The following is a 21,850-nucleotide window of genomic DNA, read 5'->3' on the forward strand; positions in this document are numbered from 1 at the left end:
CGGAAACCGGCGGCGGGCGGGGCGCCCAGGGAACGGGCCCGGCGCCGGTCTCCCGGACCGGCCCCGGGGCGGCGGCCGGTCCCCCCCCGCCGCCGCCTCACGCCGCCGTGCGGCGGGCACCGTGCACACCCGCACCCGGCTGCCGTCCGCCCGCAGCTCCGTGCGCACCGACTCGCTGAACCCCACGATGGCGTGCTTGGCCCCGCAGTACGAGCTCTGCAGCGGAATGCTGCGCGCGCTCATGGCGGAGCCGACGTTGACGACCACGCCGCTGTCGCGCGGGCACATCCTCCGCAGCGCGGCCCGGGTGCCGTTGACCTGGCCGTGGTAGGTCACATCGGTCACGCGCCGGAACTCCTCGTCGGAGACGTCGAGGAACCGGGCGAGGAAGCCGCTGAAGGCCGCGTTGGCCCAGACGGCGACCGGCCCCAGCTCGCGTTCCACCCGGTCGGCGGCCTCCTCCACCGCCTCCGCGTCGGCCACGTCCGCCGGCACGGCGAGCGCCCTGCGGCCCGGACGTCGCCGGCGGCTCCCTCCAGACCGGCCCGGCCCCGGGCCAGCACGGCGACGTCGTAGCCGCCGGCGGCCAGTTGGCGGACCGTGGCCCGGCCGACGCCGGCGGTGCCCCCGGTGACCACGGCCACCGGGCGGTGGGTGTTCTCTGCCACGGGCTTCTCCTCTCGTTGCCGCACGGGATTCAGCGGGCCCGGTCGCGGTGGAACCAGCGGCTCAGGGCCACCCTCAGCCGGCTGCGGCGGGAGGGGAGGCCGCCGTCCTCCGGCGGTGTCAGCCGCAGTGGCCGCGGGACGCGCCGGCGGTTCATCAGCAGGGTGTAGCGCCGCTCCGGGGAGAGCGGTTCCGTCCCCTCGGCGAGCCCGCCCTCCACGCTCTGCCGCACCTCGCCGGTCTCCTCGCCCTCCTCCAGCAGTTCGGTGTCGTGGTCCTGCAGCCCCAGGCAGAGCCGCTTGGTCAGCATGAAGACGAGTACCGGAAGCAGCACGAGGGCGAAGCGGAAGATCCAGGTGAGCCAGTTGAGCGGGATACCCAGGGTGAGGGAGATGACGTCGTTGCCGCCCGCCATCAGCAGGACGGCGTAGAAGGTGATCCCGGCGGCGCCCAGACCGGTCCGGGTGGGCCGGTCGCGGGGCCGGTCGCAGAGATGGTGCTCGGCGGAGTCACCGGTCACCCACTTCTCCAGGAACGGATAGAGATACAGGACGAGGAAGAGCAGCCCGGGGAGAATGGCGGTGGGCACCAGGACGTTCCACATGAGGGTGTGGCCCCACAGCGTCGTCTCGAACGGCGGCATCAGCCGCAGCGCGCCCTCGAGGAAACCGACGTACCAGTCCGGCTGGGAGGCCATGCTCACCTGGTCGGGCCGGTACGGGCCGTAGTTCCACACCGGGTTGATCTGCGCCAGTCCGCCCAGGAGCGTCAGGATGCCGGAGACCGCCAGCGCCAGGCCGGTGGAGGTGGTGGCGAACTGGGGGAAGGACGGCTTGCCGACGACGTTCCGGTTGGTCCTGCCCGGGCCGCCCCACTGGGTGTGCTTGAGGTACACCACCAGGATCAGATGGATCACCACCAGGGCGATGAGCAGGGCGGGGATGAACAGGACGTGGCCGATGTAGAGCCGGGGGATGATCTCCGTCCCGGGATACTCGCCGCCGAAGAGGAAGAAGCTGAGGTAGGTGCCGGCCACCGGGATCGACAGCAGCAGGCTCTGCACCACCCGCAGCCCGGTGCCCGACAGGAGGTCGTCGGGGAGCGAGTAGCCGGCGAAGCCCTCCACGACCGCCAGCAGGAACAGCGTCACCCCGATGACCCAGTTGACCTCCCGCGGCTTGCGGAAGGCGCCGGTGAAGAAGACGCGCAGCATGTGCAGGCCGATGGCGGCCACGAAGACCAGCGCCGCCCAGTGGTGGATCTGCCGGATCAGCAGCCCGCCGCGGATGTCGAAGCTGATGTCGAGCGTGGAGGCGTAGGCCCCGGACATCAGGGTGCCCTGAAGAGGCTCGTAGGACCCGGTGTAACGGACCTCCGTCATCTCCGGATCGAAGAAGAGGGTCAGATAGGACCCGGTCAGGACCAGCACCACCAGGCTGTAGAGCGCGAGTTCGCCGAGGAAGTACGACCAGTGCTCGGGGAACGCCTTGCGCAGCAGCGATCCCCCCTCCGCGAGGGGCAGGCGGTGGTCGAGCGCGGTGAAGCCGGTCTCGGCGGCGGTTCCGGCCCTGGCCTTGAGCCCGGCCTTCTTCCGCGGAAAGAGCATCCGTTTCTCTCCTCTTCCTGTCCTCTGCCGTGGCGGGTGCGGTGTCAGCGGTCGTTGTGCTGGAAGACGAACCCGGCGACGCCGGGGATCAGGACCCCGACGCCCACCAGGAAGAGCCACAGACCGTAGACGACGCCGACGCCCAGCAGTGCCGCGCCGGCGGCGGTGAGCACCGGGTAGTAGCTGCGGGGGGAGAAGAACGCCAGGGGGCCGGCCGACTCGTGGACCGCCGCCCGCCTGCGGTCCTGCGGTCGTGTGCCGCGCTGCCGGTACTGGATCCAGAGGAAGAGGGAGACGAGCGAGGCCATCAGGAAGGAGATCAGCAGGACCGCCGTGCCGGCCGGTTCCACGGACCCCCAGATGACGTAGACCGTGGTGACGACGCCGAAGAAGGCGGCCACACCGGTGAAGACCAGGGCCTCCGCCCTCATCGCCGGTCTCCTCTCTCCGGCCGCTCCGCCGGGTGGTCGCCGGACGCGGTCGGCGGACGGTGGCCCACCCCCGACGTCCGCGGATGGTGCAGGTCGAACGCGGGGGACTCGGACCTGATCCGGGGGAGGGCGTGGAAGTTGTGCCGGGGCGGCGGGCAGCTCGTCGCCCACTCCAGGGAACGGCCCCAGCCCCAGGGGTCGTCCGTGGTGACCTTCTCGCCGTACTGGGTGGTCTTCCAGATGTTGTAGAGGAACGGCAGCGTGGAGAGGCCGAGCAGGAACGAGCTGAGCGAGGAGACCGTGTTGAGCGCGGTGAACCCGTCCGCCGCCAGATAGTCGGCGTAGCGGCGGGGCATCCCCTGCTGCCCCAGCCAGTGGTGGACGAGGAAGGTGCCGTGGAAGCCCACGAAGAGCGTCCAGAAGTGGATCTTCCCGAGCCGTTCGTCGAGCATCCGGCCGGTCATCTTCGGCCACCAGAAGTAGAAGCCGGCGAAGGTCGCGAAGACGATGGTGCTGAAGAGGACATAGTGCAGATGGGCGACGATGAAGTAGGTGTCGGTGAGGTGGAAGTCCAGTGGCGGCGAGGCGATCAGCACCCCCGTGAGGCCGCCCAGCAGGAAGCTCACCAGGAAGCCGATCGACCACAGCATCGGTGTTTCGAAGGACAGCGAGCCCTTCCACATGGTGCCGATCCAGTTGAAGAACTTCACGCCGGTCGGCACCGCGATGAGGAAGGACATCAGCGAGAAGAACGGCAGCAGCACCCCGCCGGTGGCGAACATGTGATGCGCCCACACAGTCGCGGAGAGGCCGGTGATGGCCATCGTGGCGCCGATGAGCCCGAGATAGCCGAAGATCGGCTTCCGGCTGAAGACCGGGATGATCTCGGTGATCACCCCGAAGAACGGCAGCGCCACGATGTAGACCTCGGGGTGGCCGAAGAACCAGAAGAGGTGCTGCCACAGCAGCGCCCCGCCGTTGGCCGGGTCGAAGATGTGCGCCCCGAACATGCGGTCCGCGGCCAGCCCGAAGAGCGCGGCGGTGAGCACGGGGAAGGCCAGCAGCACCAGGATCGAGGTGAACAGGACGTTCCAGGTGAAGAGCGGCATCCGGAACAGCGTCATGCCCGGCGCGCGGAGCGTGATGATCGTGGTGATGAAGTTGACGGCGCCCAGGATGGTGCTGAGACCGGCCACGATCAGCCCCATGACCCACAGGTCCCCGCCCGCCCCCGGGGAGTACTCGGCCCGGCTCAGCGGTGTGTAGGAGAACCAGCCGAAGGGCGCCGCGCCCTCGGAGGTGAGGAACCCGGCGACCACGGTCAGCCCGCCGAAGAGGAACACCCAGTAGGTGAAGGCGTTGAGCCGGGGGAACGCCACATCCGGGGCGCCGATCTGCAGCGGCATGACGGCATTGGCGAAACCGGCGAAGGTCGGCGTCGCGAAGAGCAGCATCATGATCGTGCCGTGGATCGTGAACAGCTGGTTGTACTGAAACGGCGTCATGAGCTGCATCCCGGGCCGCATCAGCTCCGCGCGCATCAGCATCGCCATCGCCCCGGCGGCCAGGAAGAAGCCGAACGAGGTGACCAGGTACAGGTTCCCGATCACCTTGTGGTCCGTGGTGGTGAGCCAGCCGAGCACCCTCCGGCCGGTGCTCACCCGCCGTTCCGTCGAAGGTGCGGGGTCCGTGTCCCCGTGCCCCTCCCAGCGGCCTTCCCGCGGCACCCGCTGACGTTCCTCCACCCGTTCCTCCCTAGCCTCGCCCGGCCGCCTTGGTGCCCGGTGCCCGGAGCGGAGTCATGTATGCCCGGAAACCCCGGGGGGACACGGCGATCCCGCCCGGGGCCCCCGATATGGCCGTTACGTCCCTCCGCTGCCGGGGCCGGGGCGCCGGGCGGCGGAACCGCGGCGGCGCCGTACCGGGCTGTTTCACGGCGCGCCGCCGGGTACCCGGTCCGCGTGTCACCTTCCCTATCGGCGCGAGGAGGCTTTCGCATGGTGCGCAAGAAGGTCGAGGGCGACGAGGAACAGCGGCGGGCCGCCGGGCGCGCGGCGCACCGGGCGGGGGAGTCCCCCAGTGCCTGGGGCGCGACGACCGGGGCCTCCAAGCAGCGGACCCACCTCACGGACCGGTCCACCCGTACGCACGAGGAGCGGCTGGCCACCCCGCACAAGGGCAAGCAGCGGTGGCAGGGCGAGCAGGCCGAGGCCGCCGGTGAACCGTCCGGGCCGGAGAAGACCGAGTCCGCTTTCGCGGGCCGGGGCCGGCCGCCGTACACGGATGATCACGAGGTGCTCTTCCGCGCCCTGGTGGAGGCCGAGGAGGCCCACGAGGGCGGGGTCGCGCTGGACGAGATCGCGCGGATCGCCCGGATGTCCCACGACAAGGCCCGGGTCCTGATGCACGACCTGGTGACCACCCACCGGCTGGCCCGCCAGGTCCCCGACACCGGCAGGACCGATCTGGGCCCGCTGTACGAGGTCAGGCCCGGCGGCTGAGCCGCCGTCGCCCCGGGTCCCACGGGCCCGGGGCGGCACGGCCGGAGAACCGCCGCCCGTATACCGAGGTGCCGAGGTGCCGCTGTGCCGCTGTGCCGCTGTGCCGCTGTGCCGCACCGGTGTACGGGCCGTGGACGGGTGCGGCTTGCCGCGCGGCGGGCAGCCCTCCGGCGGACGCCCGGTGGCCAGGAGCCGGAGCACGGCCTTCTCGGCGGCGACCCGGGTGCCGGGCCCCCGAGGCGCCCCGGCCGCCGGGGCGGGAGCTCCCGGGGCCCGCCCGCCGGGCGTGGTCAGGCCGCCTCGGCCAGCCCGTCGTGGAGGCGCTCCAGGAGCGGGGCCCGGTGCAGAAGGGCGACCGGTTCCAGCAGGTCCGGGTGGCGCAGCAGCGGGGCGGCCCGCCGGTCGCCGTCGTCGGGCTCGGTCAGCCGCCGGAAGCGGTACGGGAATCCGGACGGGTGCTCCCCCTCCGCCACGGCGGCCACCGCCGCCCCGGCCAGGGCCGGGTCGGTCAGCAGACACGCGGCCCAGCTCGCGAGCACCTCGTCGACCCAGGTGCGCCAGGCATGGTCCTCCGGATCCGGCTCCGCGGCGTCCGCCCCGGTGAGCCGGTCCAGGCGGCCGGAGCCGCCGGGGCCCGTGAGGACGAGCAGTCCGGCGTCGAGTTCGGTCGGATAGCGCAGCATGGCGGCCACCGAGACGGCCTGGCGGGCCTGGATCTCGGCGTACGCGGCGTTGAGGGCGCCGCCCGCCGCGGGATAGGAGCGGGTGAGCCACCGGGTGGTGGCCGCTATGACGGAGGAGAGGCCGGCGGGCATGGGGCATCCGCGCTTTCGGTCCGCGGGGCAGGGCGCCGGGGGCGCGCCGGGCGGCCCCGCCGTGACGGGCGGTGGTCCCGGACGCCGCCGGTCCCTCAGGGTAGCCGCCGCCCCGGCCGGACGAACATGACGCTCATCACCCCCGTCCCGTCTCGTACGGGGCCGGGCCGGCCGTGCTTCGGGACGGCTTGCGGACGGGTGACCGGGGAGGGACGGACGGGGCCGGACGGCACCGGCGGCCGGGCCGAGTCGGGGGGCGGGGCGAGCCGAGCCGGCGCGGGGCCGCGCGGGGCCGCCCGGGCGGCCCCGCGCGGGGCGCATACCGGCATCGGGCGCGGGTACCCCGCGCACGGGTGGCGCAGGGTCACCGTCCCGGCGGCCCGGAACCCCGGAACCAGCAGGAGGAGGGCCGATGGTCTTCGACACCGTTCTCATCGACGCCGGAGAGGTGGACCTCCGGGGCGACCTCGTCTCCCCGGACCCGACCCACGGGGTCGTGGCGTTCGCGCACGGCAGCGGCAGCTCGCGGCACAGTCCGCGCAACCAGGAGGTGGCGCGCGTCCTCCAGCAGGCGGGCCTGACCACCCTCCTGTTCGACCTCCTCACCGAGGAGGAGGACCGGGTGGACGCCGTCACCGCCGAACTCCGCTTCGACATCCCCCTGCTGGGGCGGCGGCTGGTCGCCGCGGTCGACTGGCTCGGACGGCACCCGGGCACGGCCGGGCTCCCCGTCGGCCTCTTCGGTGCGAGCACCGGCGCCGCCGCGGCGCTGATCGCCGCTGCCGAGCGGCCGGACCGGGTACGGGCCGTGGTCTCGCGCGGTGGCCGCCCCGACCTCGCGGGCCCCGCGCTGCCCCGGGTCCAGGCGCCCGTCCTGCTCGTCGTCGGCGGCGAGGACCACGAGGTGCTGCGCATGAACCGGGACGCCGCCGAGCGGCTCGGCGGGCCGAACACCGTGCACGTCGTCCCGGGCGCCACCCACCTCTTCGAGGAACCGGGGACGCTGGAGCAGGCCGCCGCGGCCGCGCAGGAGTGGTTCGTCCGCACGGTGGCCGGCAAGCGCCCGACGACCGCCGGAGCCGGCCCGTGACGGCCACCGGTCTCCGGACGGAGGACGAGCGCGCGGTGCGGGCGGACGCGCTGCCGCTCACCGGGCCCGCCTCGCTCGACCCGCTGCTGGACCGGATCGGCGACGCCCGCTTCGTCGCCGTCGGCGAGGCCTCGCACGGCACCTCCGGCTTCTACCGGTGGCGGGCGGAGCTGACCCGCCGTCTCATCGCCGAGCGCGGTTTCTCCTTCGTGGCCGTCGAGGGCGACTGGCCCGACTGCGCGGCCCTGCACCACTGCGTCACCGGCGCGCCCGGCGCGCCGGGCGACCCGGCGGAGGTCCTGCTGTCCTTCCACCGCTGGCCCCGGTGGATGTGGGCCAACACCGACGTGCTCGACTTCGCCCGGTGGCTGCGGGCGCACAACCTGGGACGGCCCCCGGGCCAACGCGCGGGCTTCTTCGGCCTGGACGTGTACAGCCTCTGGGACTCGCTCCGCGCGGTGCACGACCACCTGCGCCGCCACGACCCCGGGTCGGCCCGGCACGCCCGCGCCGCCGAGCGGTGCTTCGAGCCGTACGGCGGGGACCCGCAGGCCTACGCCCGGGCGACCCGGCTGGTCCCGGGCGGCTGCGAACAAGAGGTGGTCTCCCTGCTGGCCCTGATGCGGAACCGGGCCGCGGGAACGGCCGCCGGGGGCGGGGAGTTCGCGGACTTCGCCGCCCGGCAGAACGCCGAGGTGCTGGCGGGCGCGGAGCGCTACTACCGGGAGATGGTGCGCGGCGGCCCTGAGGCGTGGAACGTCCGCGACCGCCACATGACCGACACCCTCGACCGGCTCGCGGAGCACCACGGGCCGGACTCCCGGGCCGTGGTCTGGGAGCACAACACGCACGTCGGAGACGCCCGCGCCACGGACATGGCTCGTGCCGGGATGGTCAGCGTCGGGCAGCTGCTGCGGGAGCGGCACGCCGCGGACGGGGTCGTCCTCGCCGGTTTCGGCTCCTACGAGGGCACGGTGATCGCCGCCGGGTCCTGGGAGGACACCCCGCGGGTCCTGCGGGTGCCGCCCGCCCGCGAGGGCAGCGTGGAAGATCTGATGCACCGGGCGCTGCCGGAGCCCGCCGCGCTCTTCCTCCTCGGGGACCGCGCCCCCGCCGGCGGGGAGGACGGCGCCGGGGCCGGCGGCTGGCAGCGCCGGCCGCTGGACCACCGCGCCATCGGCGTCGTCCACGACCCCGGCCGCCGGGACGGTACCTATGTGCCGACCGTCCTGGCCGGCCGCTACGACGCCTTTCTCCACCTGGACCACACCGAGGCCCTCACCCCGCTCCACCCGGACGGCCCGGGCCGGGGCGAGGAGGAGACGTACCCCACGGGCTTCTGACACGCCCGGCACCACCGCCCGGCACCACCGCCGGGCACCGGCCGGCGCCGGAGAACCGGAAGGAAAGCGATCATGAACTACCACGACCGCAGGTCGGCCGGGCGCGAACTGGCCGGAGAACTCGTACAGCGCGGGCGCGCGGGCCTGCTGGAGAAGCCGGTGGTCCTCGCCCTGCCGCGCGGCGGCCTGCCGGTCGCCGACGAGGTCGCCCGGGAGCTCCACGCGCCCCTGGACGTCGTCGTCGTCCGCAAGATCGGCGCCCCGTTCAACCCCGAGTTCGCCGTCGGGGCCGTCGCGGGGGAGGACGAGCCCTGGTACGACGGGCAGACGCTGGAGATGCTCGAACTGACCCCCGAGCGGCTCGCCCCCCGCGTCGAGGAGGAACGCCGGGAGATCCGGCGCCGCGAGCACCTCTACCGCGAGGGCCGCCCCCCGGCGGACCTGGCCGGCCGCACGGCGGTCGTCGTCGACGACGGGCTCGCCACGGGCAGCACCGCGCGGGTCGCGCTCCGCGCCGTACGCCGCAGGGGCCCGGCGCGGCTGGTCCTCGCCGTGCCGGTCGGCTCGCCGCAGGCGGTCGCCGCGCTGAGCCGGGAGGCGGACGACGTGGTGTGCATGTGGCAGCCGCCGTACTTCCAGGCCGTCGGGCAGTTCTACGACGACTTCGCGCAGACCCGCGACGACGAGGTCGTGACCATCCTGCGGGAGTCCCTGACCACCCGCTGACGGCCGGGGCCGGCCGGGGCCGGAGCCGGTGGGCGCGGGGTCCCGCGCCGGGCCCGCGCCCGGCGGCCCGCCCCGCCCGTACAGCGGTCAGTCCGTGCCCAGGACGCCCGGCCCCAGCTCGGCGAGCCGGGCATGGCCGGTGAGCGCCAGCGAGAGGTCCAGTTCCGCCAGCAGGCAGCGCAGCACGTGCCGGACGCCCTCCTCGCCGCCCAGCGCCAGCCCGTACACATACGGCCGGCCCACCAGCACGGCCCGGGCGCCCAGCGCGAGCGCCTTGAGGATGTCGGCGCCGCCGCGCACCCCGCTGTCGAAGAGCACCGCGAGGTCGTCGCCGACCGCCCCGGCGACCGACGGCAGCACGTCCAGCGACCCGGCCGCCCCGTCCACCTGCCGGCCGCCGTGGTTCGAGACGACCACCCCGTCCATGCCCGCGTCCCGGGCGCGGCGCGCGTCGTCCGGGTGCTGCACCCCCTTGAGCACGATCGGCCCGTCCCAGTGCGCCCGCAGGAACGCCAGGTCCTCCCAGGTCTTGGTGGGATCGGCGAACATCCCCGCCCAGTGCGCCACCGCCGCCAGCGGGTCCTCCTCCGGCGGTGTGGTCAGTCCGGCGAGGAACGCCGGGTCGCTGAGGTAGTTGGCGATCCCGATCCGCTGGAGGAACGGCAGATACGCCCGGTCCAGATCGCGCGGGCGCCAGCCCAGCAGCCAGGTGTCCAGGGTCAGGACGAGCGTGGTGTAGCCGGCGGCGCGGGCCCGCCGCAGCAGGCTGAGCGTCACCTCGCGGTCCTTCGGCCAGTACAGCTGGAACCAGCGCGGCCCGTCCCCGGACGCCTCCGCGGCCTCCTCCAGCGGGACGGACGAGGCGGTGCTCAGCACCATGGGCAGCCCCAGCCCGGCCGCGGCCCGGGCCACCGCCGGCTCGGCGTCCGGATGCGCGATCGCCAGCACCCCGACCGGCGCCAGCAGCACGGGCGCCGGGAGATCCGTCCCCAGCAGCGAACACGACAGATCGCGTACGCCGACGTCGCGCAGCATGCGCGGCACGATCGTGCGCCGTTCGAAGGCGGCCCGGTTGGCACGTATGGTCGCCTCGCCGCCCGCGCCCCCGGCCACATAGCCGTACGCCTCGGCGGTCATCCGCTCGCGGGCCGCCGCCTCCACGGCCGCCGCACCGGTGGGGAAGCGGGGCGGTTCGCCCGTCAGCAGGCCGTTCAGATAGATCTCGTCCTGGTAGGAGGCGAAGGCGGTCTGCGTGTGCGCGAGGTCCCGCGGGCGTTCCTGGCTCATGTCCGGGCGTCCCTTTCCTGCGACCGGCCGGATGAGCGGCCGGTGAGCGGCTGGTGTTCGGCTGGGGAGACACCGTACCGACCGGACGGTGCCCCGGCGGGAGAACCCGGTGGCCCCCGCCATTCCCACGCCGGACCAGGGCTGATAGAACGGTCCGCACTCCGGCGGCACGCCCGCCCGACCAGGGCGGCCGCGGAGGGCACCGGGGGGAAGCAGACGGCGCGCGACCGCGAGAGGTCCCGCGCCGTACCGAGGGCAGCGCGGAAGGTGGGCCGCAGTGGCGTACGACGCCGATGTGATCGTGGTGGGAGCGGGACTGGCCGGGCTGGCCGCCACCGCCGAGCTGGCGGACGCGGGCCGCCGCGTGATCCTTCTGGACCAGGAGCCGGAGGCGTCGCTCGGCGGCCAGGCGCACTGGTCCTTCGGCGGACTGTTCCTCGTCGGCTCGCCCGAGCAGCGGCGGCTGCGGATCCGCGACAGCCGCGACCTGGCCTGGCAGGACTGGCTCGGCACGGCCGGCTTCGACCGGCCCGAGGACCACTGGCCGCGCCGCTGGGCCGAGGCGTACGTCGACTTCGCCGCCGGGGAGAAGCGGTCCTGGCTGCACGGCATGGGCGTCCGGTTCTTCCCCGTGGTCGGCTGGGCCGAGCGCGGCGGCTACGACGCCCGGGGCCACGGCAACTCCGTACCGCGCTTCCACATCACCTGGGGCACCGGCCCCGGGCTCGTCGAGCCGTTCGAGCGGCGGGTCCGGGAGGCGGCGGACCGCGGCCTGGTCGAGCTGCGCTTCCGGCACCGGGTGGACGAACTCACCGTCACGGACGGGCGCGTGGACGGCGTCCGCGGCACGCTGCTGGCGCCCAGCGTCGCCGAGCGCGGGCAGGCCAGCTCCCGTACCGCCGTGCGCGAGTTCGACCTGCGGGCCGGGGCGGTCGTGGTGGCGTCCGGCGGGATCGGCGGCAACCACGAACTCGTCCGCCGCAACTGGCCGCAGCGGCTCGGCACCCCGCCCGAGCGGATGCTCTCCGGCGTCCCCGCGCACGTCGACGGCCGGATGCTGGAGATCACCGAACGGGCCGGCGGCAGCCTGATCAACCGCGACCGGATGTGGCACTACACCGAGGGCATCGAGAACTGGAACCCCGTCTGGGCGCGGCACGGCATCCGCATCCTGCCCGGCCCCTCCTCGCTCTGGCTGGACGCCCTCGGACGGCGGCTGCCGGTGCCGCTCTTCCCCGGCTTCGACACCCTCGGCACGCTCGAACACATCATGCGGAGCGGCTACGACTACACCTGGTTCCTCCTCAACAAGCGGATCATCGGCAAGGAGTTCGCCCTCTCCGGCTCCGAACAGAACCCCGACCTCACGGGCAAGAGCGTCCGCGACGTCCTCGGACGGGCCCGCACCGATGTGCCGCGGCCGGTGAAGCGGTTCATGGACCGCGGCGCCGACTTCGTCGTCGAACGGGACCTCGCGGCGCTGGTGCGCGGCATGAACCGGCTCGCCGGGCAGCCGCTCATCGACGAGATGGAGCTGCGCCGCGAGATCACCGCCCGGGACCGGGAGATCGCCAACCCGTTCACCAAGGACCTCCAGGTCACCGCCATCCATGGGGCGCGCCGCTACCTCGGCGACAAACTCATCCGCACCGTCGCGCCGCACCGTCTCCTCGACCCCGCGGCGGGCCCGCTGATCGCCGTGCGGCTGCGCATCCTCACCCGCAAGACCCTCGGCGGCCTGCACACCGATCTGAGCAGCCGGGTTCTCGGCGGGATGGGCGAGCCGGTGGCCGGGCTGTACGCGGCCGGTGAGGCGGCGGGCTTCGGCGGCGGCGGGATGCACGGCTACCGCTCGCTGGAGGGGACCTTCCTCGGCGGCTGTCTCTTCTCCGGCCGCACCGCCGGGCGGGAGGCGGCGCGGGAGACCGGCTGAGGCGGCCGGCGGCCGGGCCCGCCGGCCGGCCGTCAGGCGCCCGTGCGGTCGGTGTGCTCGGTGTGCTCGGTGGCGCCGGCGCGGCCGCGGTCCGCACCGTCGCACGGGCCGTCGGGTCCGGTGCCGTCGGTGCCGCCGGGGACGCCGCCGGTGGTGAAGCGCGGGGAGGCACCGGCCTCCCCGTCCGGGCCGGGCTCCCCGCCCCCGACCCCGGCGGCGGTGCCGGGGCCCCGGCCGTCCCCCTCGCTCCCGGGGACGGCGGCGGGGACGCGGTGCAGGGCCAGCAGGGCGATGTCGTCCCGCTGGTTGTTCCCGGTGAACCGCTGGAGGTCCGCGGAGATCGTCGCGGCCAGTTCGGAGGCCGGGATGCCGGACCACTCGCGCAGCCGCTCCCGCAACGGGTAGAAGACCCCGAAGGGGTCACGGGCGTCCGTCACCCCGTCGGTGAAGAGCAGCAGCGTATTGCCCTCCGGCAGGTCGAACTCCTCGATGCGGCGCGGCTCCGGGGAGAGGCCGATGAGCCCCAGCGGCACCCCGGGGTCCGCCAGCGGCACGGGACCGCTCTTCTCCGGGTCCTCACAGACCAGGCACGGCAGGAGATGCCCGCAGTTGACGACGAGACCGCACGACCGTTCGTCGAAGGTGAGGACCAGCGCGGTCACGAAGCGCTCCGGCTCGCCGGTCCGGCTGGCGAAGCTGTTGTGCCGTTCGACGGCGGACTCCAGGGCGTCCACGACCCCCAGCAGGCCGGGCTCCCGCTGCGCGGCCTCGCGGAAGGCGCCGAGGACGGAGAACGCGGTGCCGATGGCGGGCAGCCCCTTGCCCTGCACATCCGCGATCAGCACCCGGGTGCCATAGGGCGACATCGCGATCTCGTAGATGTCACCGCCCACCATGCTGTCCTCCTCGACCGGCTGGTAGAGGCCGTCGATGATCACTTCGGGGGTGCGGAAGGGCAGGGGGCGCAGCAACTGCCGCTGGAGCGCGGCCGCCGCCGAGCGGAGCCGGCTGACCTCCGCGTTGCGGTGGATGCGGTACCGGCAGGCGCCGATGCTCAGGGCGCTCATCAGGGCGGTGGCGAAGGTCGGCGGAATGACCTCCCCGATGTCCAGGCGGATACCGAACAGTACGACGAACAGCGTGGCGGTGCTCCACACGGCGGTGAGCACGGTCTGCCGGACGGATCCGATGACCGCCACGATGGGCGGCAGGAAGGCCATGAGCGACACCACGCGCCCTTCGTCCTCCACCAGACGGCCGACGGTGAAGAGGACGAGGGAGGCCAGGAAGACCATCAGCAGCAGTACGGGCGTCTCGAGCAGGGCGTCCCGCCGCAGGGTGGACGCCGGCTGCCAGGGGGACACCGTCATGGGGCCCGGACTGTCGCTCTTCGGCACCGTGCTTTCCGTCCGCGTGATTCAGTCGGCCGTGGCCAGGACCTGGGGGGCGGTGTTCTTCAGCCGCGTCGTCAGCCAGCCGATCTGGCCGAGGGTCTCGGGGTGCAGCTCCTCCGCGTCGTCCAGCAGCTCCTGGTCGCGGACGGCCCGCGCGACCTGGCCGAGCAGCAGCCACAGGAGGCTCACCTCCTGGGCGGCGAGGAGGAGATGGCGCAGATCGCGCAGGAGGAGCTGCCCGGCGGAGGTGTGGTGGCCCCGCCGCTCGGAGGACTTCCGCCGCACGGCGTCCAGGAGATGCGACAGGGGCTCGCTGTGGCGGGGCTCGGAGAGGTCCCGTCCGTGGCGTCCGGCGGCGGTCCGCAGCCGCGCGGCGTGCTCCTCGCACTGCGCGGCCAGGGTGAGGCAGGGGTAGTGGGTGCCGTGGTCGGCGGCCTGGCGCTCGGCGACCCGGTGGAACTCCCGGGCCAGCGCCTCCTCGGCCTCGTGCAGTTCGGCGAGGAGGGTTCCGGTTCCGGTCCTGGTCATGGTGGTCCTCAGCCCTTCCCCGCCGGCCCGGCCGCGGTGCTCCCCGCCGCCGTGCTCCCCGTGCCCGTGGTGTCCCGGGTCTCCCCGGCGGGGGCGCCGGGCTCCGCGGTCAGGGTGCCGGGCGGTGGGGCGTCGGTCTGCCGGTCGGAGTCGGCCAGCCCGTGGGCGAGCGCGGTCGCCGCCGAGGAGATCTTCTGCACCCTCACCGCGCTGTACTTGTAGAGCGGTTGTTTGGACACCGGGTCCCACTCGGTCCGGGTGGTCTCGTTGGCGGCGCGGGTGTGCCGGCCGGGCTCGGTCTGGTCCCAGTAGCCGTAGTGGAACGGGGCGAAGACGACCCCCCGCCGGGTGCCGCGGCACACCGCGGGCGCCTCGATCTCCCCGCGCCGGGACACCACGCGCACCAGGTCGCCGTCGGCGATGCCCAGCTCCCCGGCGTCCTCGGCGGAGAGCTGCACCCAGATGTCGGGGGCGGCCCGCCGCAGCTCGGGCGCGCGGCCGGTCCTGGTACGGGTGTGCCAGTGGTGCACGGTGCGGCCGGTGGTGAGCTGCAGCGGATAGGTCTCGTCCACCGGTTCGTGCGGCGGGAGGTACGCGGCGGGCCGCAGCCGGGCCCGTCCGGCCGGGTCGTGGGCACGGTACTCGCCCGCCCCGTACTGGGCGCCGGTGGTGAGGTCGTGCCCGTAGTCCTCGCACTGGCCGGCGCGGGTGGGGAAGACGTGGTCGGTGTAGAGGCGCTCGGTGCCGTCCGGCGCCCCGGGGGTGCAGGGCCACTGGACGCCGCCGGAGCCGCGCAGCCGCTCGTACGTCAGCGCGCTCTGGTCGCAGGGCCGGCCGCGGGTGAGGGCGGTGAAAGCCCGCCAGGCGTCCTCCGGGCTCCGCCAGGTGAGCAGCGGGCCGCCGTCCTTGTCGCGCAGGTCCATCCGGCGCGCGTACTCCAGCAGGATGTCGAAGTCGGAGCGGGCCTCGCCGGGCGGTTCGACGGCCTTCTCGGAGAGATGGACCGTCCGGTCGGCGTTGGTGCAGCAGCCCGTCTTCTCGCCCCACAGGGCGGCGGGCAGCACGACGTCGGCGAGTTCGGTGGTCTCGGTGCGGAAGGCGTCGGAGACGACGAGGAACAGCCCGTCCCGGCCGAGCACCGAGCGGATGCGGCGCAGCTCGGGGAGGGAGACCGCCGGGTTGGTGCCGGTCACCCAGAGGAACTTCACCGAGCCCTCCTCGCAGTACCGGAAGATCTCCATGGCGGGGGTGGGCGGTGCCCAGTGCGGGATGCGGAGCGGCTCGACGTTCCACGCCTCGGCGATCTCGCGGACATGGGCCTCGTTCTGCCAGTTGCGGAAGGCCGGCAGGGCGCCGTTGGCGCCGGTCTCGCGGGTGTTCTGGGCGGTGGGCTGGCCGTTCATCTGGAAGACGGTGCACCCGGGGCGGCCGATCATCCCGCGCAGCAGATGCAGGTTGTTCACCTGCACGGCGGCGGCGGTCGCCTGGTGGGACTGGTAGACGCCCTGCAGCACCGTGGACACCAGCCGCTCGCCGGTGCCGAGGATCCGGGCGGCGGCGCGGATGTCCTCGGCCGGCACGCCGCAGATCCCGGCCGCCCGCTCGGGGGACCAGTCCGCGACGGCGGCGGCGAGCTCCTCGTAGCCGGTGGTGTGCGCGGCGACGAACTCCCGGTCCAGCCGCCCGTGTCCGACGATCTCGTGGAGCAGTGCGCTGAGCAGCGCCACATTGGTGCCCGGACGGAGTGCCAGATGGACGTCGGCCTCGCGGGCGGTCGGGGTGAGCCGGGGGTCGGCGACCACCAGCCGGGGGCGGTCCGGGCCGTGCAGCCGGTCGAGCACCCGGGACCAGAGCACGGTCTGCGTCTCGGCGGTGTTGTGCCCGACCAGGAAGAGGGTGTCGCACAGGTCGACGTCGGTGTACGAGCCGGGGTCGCCGTCGCTGCCGAAGCTCTCGATCAGCGCCCACTCGGCGGTGGCGGTGCACAGCCGCGTATTGCCGTCGAGATGGGGGGTGCCGATGCCGCCGCGGGCGATGACGGTCTGCGCGTAGTACTCCTCGGCGAACAGCTGTCCGGACGTGTAGAAGGCCATCGCCAGCGGCCCGTGCTCGGCGAGCACCTGCCGGGAGCGGTCGGTGACGGCCCGCAGGGCGGTGTCCCAGTCGGCGGGCTCCAGCCGGCCGGCGACCCGGACCAGAGGACGGGTGAGCCGGTCGGGGGAGTTGACGGCCTGCCAGCCGTACAGCCCCTTGGGCCCCAGCCGGCCGTGGCTGACGCGGTCACCGGCGCGCCCCCGGACGCCCACCATCCGGCCGTCGTGCGAGACGGCGATGTCCAGGCCGCAGCCATTGGAGCAGAGGACGCAGACCGAGGGGGACCAGGCGTGGACCTCCGCCTCGTCCACGGTCAGATGGCGGTCCACGCGCTCGGGCCAGCGCTCTCCGGCACCGAACGGGGTGCGTGCTCCCCAGATGTCGACGGTGCGGTCGGTCACGGAACGCTCCTGTCAGCTGTGGTACGGGCGGCTGTTCTCAGGGCTGCGTCTTCCGGGTTTTCCGGGGCCGCGATCTCCGGGGGACGGACCGACGCTAGCCGCACCGCCGTCCGCGCCCGGCCCTGCCACGCCTGTTCACCCGGCCGATGCCCCGGCCGGCGGACAGTGGCGACGGCCCGCGAGCCGCCGGGGGCGCGGGAATATCCCCCGGCGTGGCGAGCAGGCGCAGCGGAGACCGCCCGGCGGCGGGCCGGGACCCGGTCCGCCCCGCGGCACCCCACGACACGGAAGGAGCCCGCCATGACGGAACGGAACGAGCGGCAGGAGCCGGATCACAAGCCCGGCACGGCGGCCGAGGAGGTCGAGGCGGAGATCCTGCGGGCCCAGAGAGAAGTGGTGCCCGACCAGGACGCCGCCGGGCGCGACGGCGAGAGCGGCGACGCGCTGACCACCAACGTCGAGGCCCAGCGGGACCCGGGGGACCCGCACCGGTGACCGTACCGCCGGCGCGGCGGCGGGCCGTCCCCGCGGCCGCGCCGCCGGGTCCGGCAGCGGACCGGCCGGGCCCGCCGTCCGACCGGGTGACCGTGGGCGCGTGGCCTCAGCGCCGGGGCGGCAGGCGGTGCAGCCGTACGCCGGTGAGCCGGCCCTCCCCGGCCTCGGCCGTCATGAACGTGCAGTGCGGCTGCCGGCGGCGGTCGGTCGGCGAGTCGGGGTTCAGCAGCCGCAGCCCGCCGGGCGCCTCGGTGTCCCACGGGATGTGGCTGTGGCCGAAGACCAGGACATCCAGATCGGGGAAGCGCCGGGCGCAGCGTTCCTCCCGGCCCCGCGCCGCCCCGGTCTCGTGGACGACGCCGAAACGCAGGCCGCCCAGCTCGGCGCGGGCCACCTCGGGCAGCCGGGCGCGCAGCTCCGGGCCGTCGTTGTTCCCGTACACGCCGACCAGCCGGCGGGCCCGGGACTCCAGGAGGTCCAGGGTGGCCGTGTCCACCCAGTCCCCGGCGTGGATCACGACATCGGCCCCGGGCACCAGTTCCAGGAGCCGGGCCGGCAGTTCTTTCGCCCGCTGGGGGAGATGGGTGTCCGACATCAGGAGCAGCCGCAGGGGGCCGCCGCCCGCCGTGCCCGCTCCGTCCGCCCCGCGCGCCGTCCCGGTCCGCGAGTCCGGCCTCCGCCGCCCGTCCGTGCGCCGCCCGTCCGTGCGCCGCCCGTCGTCCGTCCTCCGGTCCGTGTCGCTCATCGCGTCGTCCACCGCGCCGCACCGTCCAGGGCCTCGGTGAGGCCGGTGAGCAGACCGGTCCCGGGAGCCGCGCGGAATTCCTCGCTCCGCTGCCGGGCGAGTTCCCGGCCCTCGTCCAGGCACCAGGCCCCACCAGCGGTCCAGCTCGGCGGTGTCCGCCTCCTTCACCGGCACCAGCGCGGGCCAGTCGCACGCCTGTGCCTGGGCGGTGAGTTTCGCCCCGCCCGCCACGGCGTCGACGGCGAGCACGGGCACACCGGCGCGCAGGCCGGTCACCAATCCGTGCAGCCGGTTGGTGACGAGGACGTCGAGCCGCGCGACGACGGCCTCGAACTGGGCGGCGGTGGCGGCCAGTCGCCAGTCGCCGGGGTCGAGCCGGGTCTCCACGTCGAGCCGCGCGCAGTCCTTGCCGTTCAGCCAGCCGGTGAGGGTGTCGCCGGCCGCCTCGTGCCGCCGCCGTCCGCCGTACTCGCCCTGGCCCCGGGTGAGCGCCACGCCGACGACGGGCGGGGCGGGGGAGCGGGGCGCGGAGACGGCCAGGTCGCGGCGGGGCGGCGCGCCGGGCGCGTCCCGGGCCAGTACCCGGTGGAAGCCGCGGACCGCCGGATCGGCGGTGTCCAGGACGGAGACGCCCACGGCGATGCGCAGGCAGTGCGGGAAGCGCCGGTGCAGATCCTCGATCTGCGGCCCGTGCAGCGGGCCGCAGATGAACACGACCGCGCGGTAACGGGCGGGATCGGCCGCGTCGAGCCGCAGCCCCCGCGGATGGAAGCCGCCGCTCCAGGCGGTGTCGTACGCGGTGCCCCGCCGGTCCAGGGCGGCCCGGACGCGGTCCAGCGCCAGCACGTCGCCCACCGTGGCCTCGCCGTGCAGAAAGCTGAACCAGCCGGTCAGCAGGACCCGGCCGCCCCGCGGTGCGGCGTCCGGCCCGTCCGTCGGCGTGCTCACTGGTGTGTCCCTCCCCCTGGGGCTGCTGCGGATGTGCTCTCGGGTGCGGCGGGGCGCGCGGGGCCCGCCGCTGCCGGTGACCGTGCGCGCGGTCACTCCCGCGGGTCCTCTGCCGTTCGAACCGGTCCCGGCGGGTGCGCCGGACACTACGGTGGGCCGCTGAGGCCTCCGGTGCGGTGTGGTCCCGACAGCTCCGTCACACCGGAGGCCTCGCCCCGCGCACGTCGCCCGGGGACCGCTAGGGGCGGTTGCCCTTGGGCTTGGCGCGCTGGTCGGGGGTGCCGTGCGGCGGCGGGTGGATCGGCTCGGGCGAGGTCGCGGGTGTGACGGGAGAGCCGCCCGCGGTGTGCCGCGCCGTCTGCCGGAGATCCTCGCCGCCCGGCGAGGGGGTGCCGCCACCGGCCAGCTGGAGCTGACGGGTGTTGATCATCTCCAGGACCCGGGTCCGGTTGGCGTGCTCGTGCTCGTAGTGGCGCAGGACCTCCAGCTCGGCGGAGTCCAGGGTGCGGAGGCGGTGCTCCAGTGCGCCGACCGGCAACTCGTCGTAGTCGGCCAGCGGGAGCGCCTCGCCGTCGTGCTTGCTCATGGGCAGCCTCCTGCGTTCGGCGTTCGGACTCGGAAAGCCTCCGGGTTCCCGGCGGCTGACCGCCGAAACGGGATGAGCCGCCCCGGATGTCCGGGACGGCTCCGGTCCGGCGAGGCCGTGCCCAGGGCGGGCCGGGCGGGCCGGGAGGGCCGGGGGTCAGTCGTCGGCCAGGCGGGGCGGAAAGCCGCCGGTGGCGACCGGGCCCCAGCCGGTGATCGTCACCCGGATCAGCGACTTGTTCTGGACCCGCATCGCCTCCCGGTACTCGTCCCAGTCGGGGTGCTCGCCGGAGATGCAGCGGAAGTACTCCACGAGAGGCTCCAGGGCCTCCGGCATGTCGAGGACCTCGGCGGTGCCGTCGACCTGCACATACGGGCCGTTGAACGCGTCCGAGAGGACGCACAGCGAGACCCGCGGGTCGCGGCGGGCGTTGCGGGCCTTCGCCCGCTCGGGATAAGTCGACATGACGATACGGCCCTCCGGGTCCACACCGCAGGTGAGCGGGGACATCTGAGGCGAGCCGTCCCGCTTGCGGGTCATCAGGACCGCGTGGTGGCGCGGCCGGAGGAAGCCGAGGAGCTCGGCGCGGCTGACACGGTCGGCGGTGGCGACGGAACGGGGCACGTTCTCTCCAGAGGTCGGTCGGTACGGGGCCGGGCGGGCCCCGCGCGACGTTCACCTACCCGGCGGGCGGGAGAACCCACCGGCCCGGCCCGCGCTCTCAGCCCCCGGCGCGGCCGCCCCGCACCCCGCTCCCGCCCGGTGCCGCGGCCTGTCCCCGGGCCCCGCCGCGCCGTTACGGCCGGACGGCGGCGCGAGGGTCTGTACGGTGCAGGGAAGGGCCCGCCGCCGACCGCGGGAAGACACAGCGCTGGAGGTGCACGGATGTCGGGAGTGCCGCAGACCCCGGTGGAGGACCACCGGGACGCGCGGGAGGCCGGCCGGCCCGAGCCCGGTCCGACGGCCGCACCCGGCTCCGGGGGCTCCGAACGGGACCCCTTCTTCGACAACGCGAAACTGCTGGCGATGGTGCTGGTGGTGGTGGGCCACGCCTGGCAGCCGCTCAAGGACAGCCGCGCCGTCTGGGCCGCCTACTTCTTCCTGTACACCTTCCACATGCCGGTCTTCATCCTGCTCTCCGGCTATTTCTCGCGCACCTTCCGCGGCCGGCCCCGGCAGGTGCAGCGGCTCGTCGCGGCCGTCCTCGTGCCGTACGCCGTCTTCGAGACCGTCTACACCCTCTACGGCAACGCCGTCGACGACCGCGGCAACGACATCAGCCTGCTGACCCCCTGGTACCTGACCTGGTTTCTGATCGCCCTCTTCGTCTGGCGGCTCACCGCGCCGCTGTGGCTGGTGCTCCGCCCGTCCCTGGCCATCGCGCTGTCCGTCGTGATCGCCCTGCTCGGCGCGGCCTTCGACGCGGACCCCGTCCTCAATCTCGACCGGGTCCTGCAGTTCCTGCCGTTCTTCGTGCTCGGTCTGCTGATGCGCCCGGAGCACTGGGACCTCGTCCGGTCCCGGTGGATGCGGATCGTCGCCCTCCCCGTGTTCGCGGCGGGCGCGGTCACGGCCTACTGGGCCCGGGACCGGGTCACCTCCGAGTGGGCGGTGCGCAGCAAGACCTGGGAACAGCTCGGCGCGGACTGGCCGGCCGGCGTCGCCATGAGCCTGGCCCTGCTGGTCTGCTCGCTGCTGCTCGCCGCGTCCTTCCTCGCCTGGGTGCCGCGCCGGCAGCACTGGTTCACCGCCTTCGGCGCCGGGACGCTGGTGGCGTATCTGCTGCACGGTCTGATCATCCGCACCGCCGCCTGGGAGGGCTGGTACGAGCCGCGGTTCTGGCACACCCCGGCCGGTGAACTGCTGGTCACGGTGTTCGGTGCCGGCCTCGCCCTGGTGCTCACCTCGCCCCCCGTGCGCCGCGTCTTCCGCCCGGTCGTCGAACCGAAGCTGGACTGGGCGTTCCCCGGCCGGCCCGGTGCCGCGCCGGAGACGCCGCCGGGAGCGCGGAAGGCACCCGGGACGGGCGCGCGGGGCGGCACGGAGACGGAGGACGGGGCGGAGGACGGCCCGGAGACCCGCCCGGAGGGCGGAGGCCCGTCGCAGGGCACGGCCGCCCCCGGGACACCGGGGTCCCGGCCCGGACACGCCGGGGCCGGAGCGGCGGCGGGCGCCGGCGCCGAGCCGGGAACGGGAAGGGGAGCCGGACCCGGGAAGGCACCCTGAGCCCGTCCGGGCGCGGGGGCGGCGGGCAGCGGGAC

The 21,850-nt window shown here is 74.5% G+C and carries 18 protein-coding genes and 1 pseudogene; 7 read left to right on the forward strand and 12 right to left on the reverse strand.

Annotated elements, in window-relative coordinates; all coding sequences use genetic code 11:
- Nucleotides 1-180 precede the first annotated feature (180 nt).
- The 4 genes and pseudogenes from LIX60_RS31995 to ctaD all read right to left on the reverse strand — a co-directional run.
- Nucleotides 181-495: pseudogene (locus LIX60_RS31995) on the reverse strand (SDR family NAD(P)-dependent oxidoreductase); the annotation flags it as partial.
- Nucleotides 496-697: 202 nt separating this feature from the next.
- Nucleotides 698-2,272: a ubiquinol-cytochrome c reductase cytochrome b subunit gene (locus LIX60_RS29720; RefSeq protein ID WP_227962338.1), complete on the reverse strand. Its 1,575-nt coding sequence runs from the start codon at nucleotides 2,270-2,272 to the stop codon at nucleotides 698-700.
- 44 nt (nucleotides 2,273-2,316) lie between these two features.
- Nucleotides 2,317-2,703, reverse strand: coding sequence for a cytochrome c oxidase subunit 4 (locus LIX60_RS29725; protein ID WP_227962339.1), 387 nt, complete (start codon nucleotides 2,701-2,703; stop codon nucleotides 2,317-2,319).
- A complete protein-coding gene (ctaD, locus tag LIX60_RS29730; RefSeq protein ID WP_374118000.1) occupies nucleotides 2,700-4,430 on the reverse strand; it encodes a cytochrome c oxidase subunit I in 1,731 nt (576 codons plus the stop codon). The genes LIX60_RS29725 and ctaD overlap by 4 nt, the downstream gene beginning before the upstream one ends.
- Before the next feature lie 270 nt (nucleotides 4,431-4,700).
- On the opposite strand from ctaD, the gene LIX60_RS29735 reads away from it, so the two are divergent.
- Nucleotides 4,701-5,204, forward strand: a complete 504-nt coding sequence (locus LIX60_RS29735) for a hypothetical protein (protein WP_019708450.1) — start codon at nucleotides 4,701-4,703, stop codon at nucleotides 5,202-5,204.
- A gap of 290 nt (nucleotides 5,205-5,494) precedes the next feature.
- On the opposite strand, the gene LIX60_RS29740 is transcribed toward LIX60_RS29735, so the two are convergent.
- Nucleotides 5,495-6,019, reverse strand: a complete 525-nt coding sequence (locus tag LIX60_RS29740) for a hypothetical protein (RefSeq protein WP_227962341.1) — start codon at nucleotides 6,017-6,019, stop codon at nucleotides 5,495-5,497.
- Nucleotides 6,020-6,431: 412 nt separating this feature from the next.
- Here LIX60_RS29740 and LIX60_RS29745 point away from each other — a divergent pair, with 412 nt between their 5' ends.
- The 3 genes from LIX60_RS29745 (at nucleotide 6,432) to LIX60_RS29755 (ending at nucleotide 9,178) form a co-directional block, all read left to right on the forward strand.
- Nucleotides 6,432-7,109, forward strand: a complete 678-nt coding sequence (locus tag LIX60_RS29745; RefSeq protein WP_227962344.1) for a dienelactone hydrolase family protein — start codon at nucleotides 6,432-6,434, stop codon at nucleotides 7,107-7,109.
- Nucleotides 7,106-8,452 (forward strand): erythromycin esterase family protein, encoded by a 1,347-nt coding sequence (locus tag LIX60_RS29750; RefSeq protein ID WP_227962346.1) that lies wholly within the window; start codon nucleotides 7,106-7,108, stop codon nucleotides 8,450-8,452. Before LIX60_RS29745 ends, LIX60_RS29750 begins: the two co-directional genes overlap by 4 nt.
- A gap of 72 nt (nucleotides 8,453-8,524) precedes the next feature.
- On the forward strand, nucleotides 8,525-9,178 hold the full coding sequence (locus tag LIX60_RS29755) for a phosphoribosyltransferase (RefSeq protein ID WP_227962348.1): 654 nt from the start codon (nucleotides 8,525-8,527) through the stop codon (nucleotides 9,176-9,178).
- Nucleotides 9,179-9,265: 87 nt separating this feature from the next.
- On the opposite strand, the gene LIX60_RS29760 is transcribed toward LIX60_RS29755, so the two are convergent.
- Nucleotides 9,266-10,465, reverse strand: coding sequence for an alpha-hydroxy-acid oxidizing protein (locus LIX60_RS29760; protein WP_227962350.1), 1,200 nt, complete (start codon nucleotides 10,463-10,465; stop codon nucleotides 9,266-9,268).
- A 277-nt stretch (nucleotides 10,466-10,742) separates the two neighbouring features.
- On the opposite strand from LIX60_RS29760, the gene LIX60_RS29765 reads away from it, so the two are divergent.
- A complete protein-coding gene (locus LIX60_RS29765) occupies nucleotides 10,743-12,398 on the forward strand; it encodes an FAD-binding dehydrogenase (protein ID WP_019708445.1) in 1,656 nt (551 codons plus the stop codon).
- Nucleotides 12,399-12,430: 32 nt separating this feature from the next.
- On the opposite strand, the gene LIX60_RS29770 is transcribed toward LIX60_RS29765, so the two are convergent.
- Genes LIX60_RS29770 through LIX60_RS29780 form a run of 3 tightly spaced genes read right to left on the reverse strand, consistent with a single transcriptional unit; the run spans nucleotide 12,431 to nucleotide 16,815 of the window.
- Complete coding sequence (locus LIX60_RS29770; protein ID WP_227962352.1) at nucleotides 12,431-13,768, reverse strand: PP2C family protein-serine/threonine phosphatase; 1,338 nt, start codon at nucleotides 13,766-13,768, stop codon at nucleotides 12,431-12,433.
- 48 nt (nucleotides 13,769-13,816) lie between these two features.
- Entirely contained in the window at nucleotides 13,817-14,320 is a 504-nt protein-coding gene (locus LIX60_RS29775; protein WP_227962354.1) for a hypothetical protein, read from the reverse strand.
- A gap of 8 nt (nucleotides 14,321-14,328) precedes the next feature.
- Complete coding sequence (locus tag LIX60_RS29780; RefSeq protein ID WP_227962356.1) at nucleotides 14,329-16,815, reverse strand: molybdopterin oxidoreductase family protein; 2,487 nt, start codon at nucleotides 16,813-16,815, stop codon at nucleotides 14,329-14,331.
- A gap of 300 nt (nucleotides 16,816-17,115) precedes the next feature.
- Here LIX60_RS29780 and LIX60_RS29785 point away from each other — a divergent pair, with 300 nt between their 5' ends.
- A complete protein-coding gene (locus LIX60_RS29785; protein ID WP_227962358.1) occupies nucleotides 17,116-17,310 on the forward strand; it encodes a hypothetical protein in 195 nt (64 codons plus the stop codon).
- 106 nt (nucleotides 17,311-17,416) lie between these two features.
- Here the strand turns inward: LIX60_RS29785 and LIX60_RS29790 are convergent, their stop codons facing one another.
- From LIX60_RS29790 to LIX60_RS29805, 3 genes are all read right to left on the reverse strand, one after another.
- Nucleotides 17,417-17,920 (reverse strand): metallophosphoesterase, encoded by a 504-nt coding sequence (locus LIX60_RS29790; protein ID WP_227962972.1) that lies wholly within the window; start codon nucleotides 17,918-17,920, stop codon nucleotides 17,417-17,419.
- 1,321 nt (nucleotides 17,921-19,241) lie between these two features.
- Nucleotides 19,242-19,589 carry a hypothetical protein gene (locus LIX60_RS29800; protein WP_227962360.1) on the reverse strand — a complete coding sequence of 116 codons (348 nt, stop codon included), beginning with the start codon at nucleotides 19,587-19,589 and terminating at the stop codon, nucleotides 19,242-19,244.
- A 156-nt stretch (nucleotides 19,590-19,745) separates the two neighbouring features.
- On the reverse strand, nucleotides 19,746-20,213 hold the full coding sequence (locus LIX60_RS29805; RefSeq protein ID WP_227962362.1) for a PPOX class F420-dependent oxidoreductase: 468 nt from the start codon (nucleotides 20,211-20,213) through the stop codon (nucleotides 19,746-19,748).
- 261 nt (nucleotides 20,214-20,474) lie between these two features.
- Here LIX60_RS29805 and LIX60_RS29810 point away from each other — a divergent pair, with 261 nt between their 5' ends.
- Entirely contained in the window at nucleotides 20,475-21,815 is a 1,341-nt protein-coding gene (locus LIX60_RS29810) for an acyltransferase family protein (RefSeq protein WP_227962364.1), read from the forward strand.
- The last annotated feature ends 35 nt before the right edge of the window (nucleotides 21,816-21,850 follow it).

It is taken from the genome of Streptomyces sp. S07_1.15 (assembly GCF_020739505.1).
GTDB classification, from domain to species: Bacteria; Actinomycetota; Actinomycetes; order Streptomycetales; family Streptomycetaceae; genus Streptomyces; species Streptomyces xinghaiensis.

Excerpts from the sequence above, each read along its gene's own strand:
- LIX60_RS29800 (WP_227962360.1), bottom strand. The coding sequence starts at position 19,589 with ATGAGCAAGCACGACGGCGAGGCGCTCCCGCTGGCCGACTACGACGAG.
- LIX60_RS29720 (WP_227962338.1), bottom strand. The coding sequence starts at position 2,272 with ATGCTCTTTCCGCGGAAGAAGGCCGGGCTCAAGGCCAGGGCCGGAACC.
- LIX60_RS29755 (WP_227962348.1), top strand. The coding sequence starts at position 8,525 with ATGAACTACCACGACCGCAGGTCGGCCGGGCGCGAACTGGCCGGAGAA.
- LIX60_RS29785 (WP_227962358.1), top strand. The coding sequence starts at position 17,116 with ATGACGGAACGGAACGAGCGGCAGGAGCCGGATCACAAGCCCGGCACG.
- LIX60_RS29810 (WP_227962364.1), top strand. The coding sequence starts at position 20,475 with ATGTCGGGAGTGCCGCAGACCCCGGTGGAGGACCACCGGGACGCGCGG.
- LIX60_RS29770 (WP_227962352.1), bottom strand. The coding sequence starts at position 13,768 with ATGACGGTGTCCCCCTGGCAGCCGGCGTCCACCCTGCGGCGGGACGCC.
- LIX60_RS29775 (WP_227962354.1), bottom strand. The coding sequence starts at position 14,320 with ATGACCAGGACCGGAACCGGAACCCTCCTCGCCGAACTGCACGAGGCC.
- LIX60_RS29740 (WP_227962341.1), bottom strand. The coding sequence starts at position 6,019 with ATGCCCGCCGGCCTCTCCTCCGTCATAGCGGCCACCACCCGGTGGCTC.
- LIX60_RS29725 (WP_227962339.1), bottom strand. The coding sequence starts at position 2,703 with ATGAGGGCGGAGGCCCTGGTCTTCACCGGTGTGGCCGCCTTCTTCGGC.
- LIX60_RS29745 (WP_227962344.1), top strand. The coding sequence starts at position 6,432 with ATGGTCTTCGACACCGTTCTCATCGACGCCGGAGAGGTGGACCTCCGG.
- LIX60_RS29735 (WP_019708450.1), top strand. The coding sequence starts at position 4,701 with ATGGTGCGCAAGAAGGTCGAGGGCGACGAGGAACAGCGGCGGGCCGCC.
- LIX60_RS29760 (WP_227962350.1), bottom strand. The coding sequence starts at position 10,465 with ATGAGCCAGGAACGCCCGCGGGACCTCGCGCACACGCAGACCGCCTTC.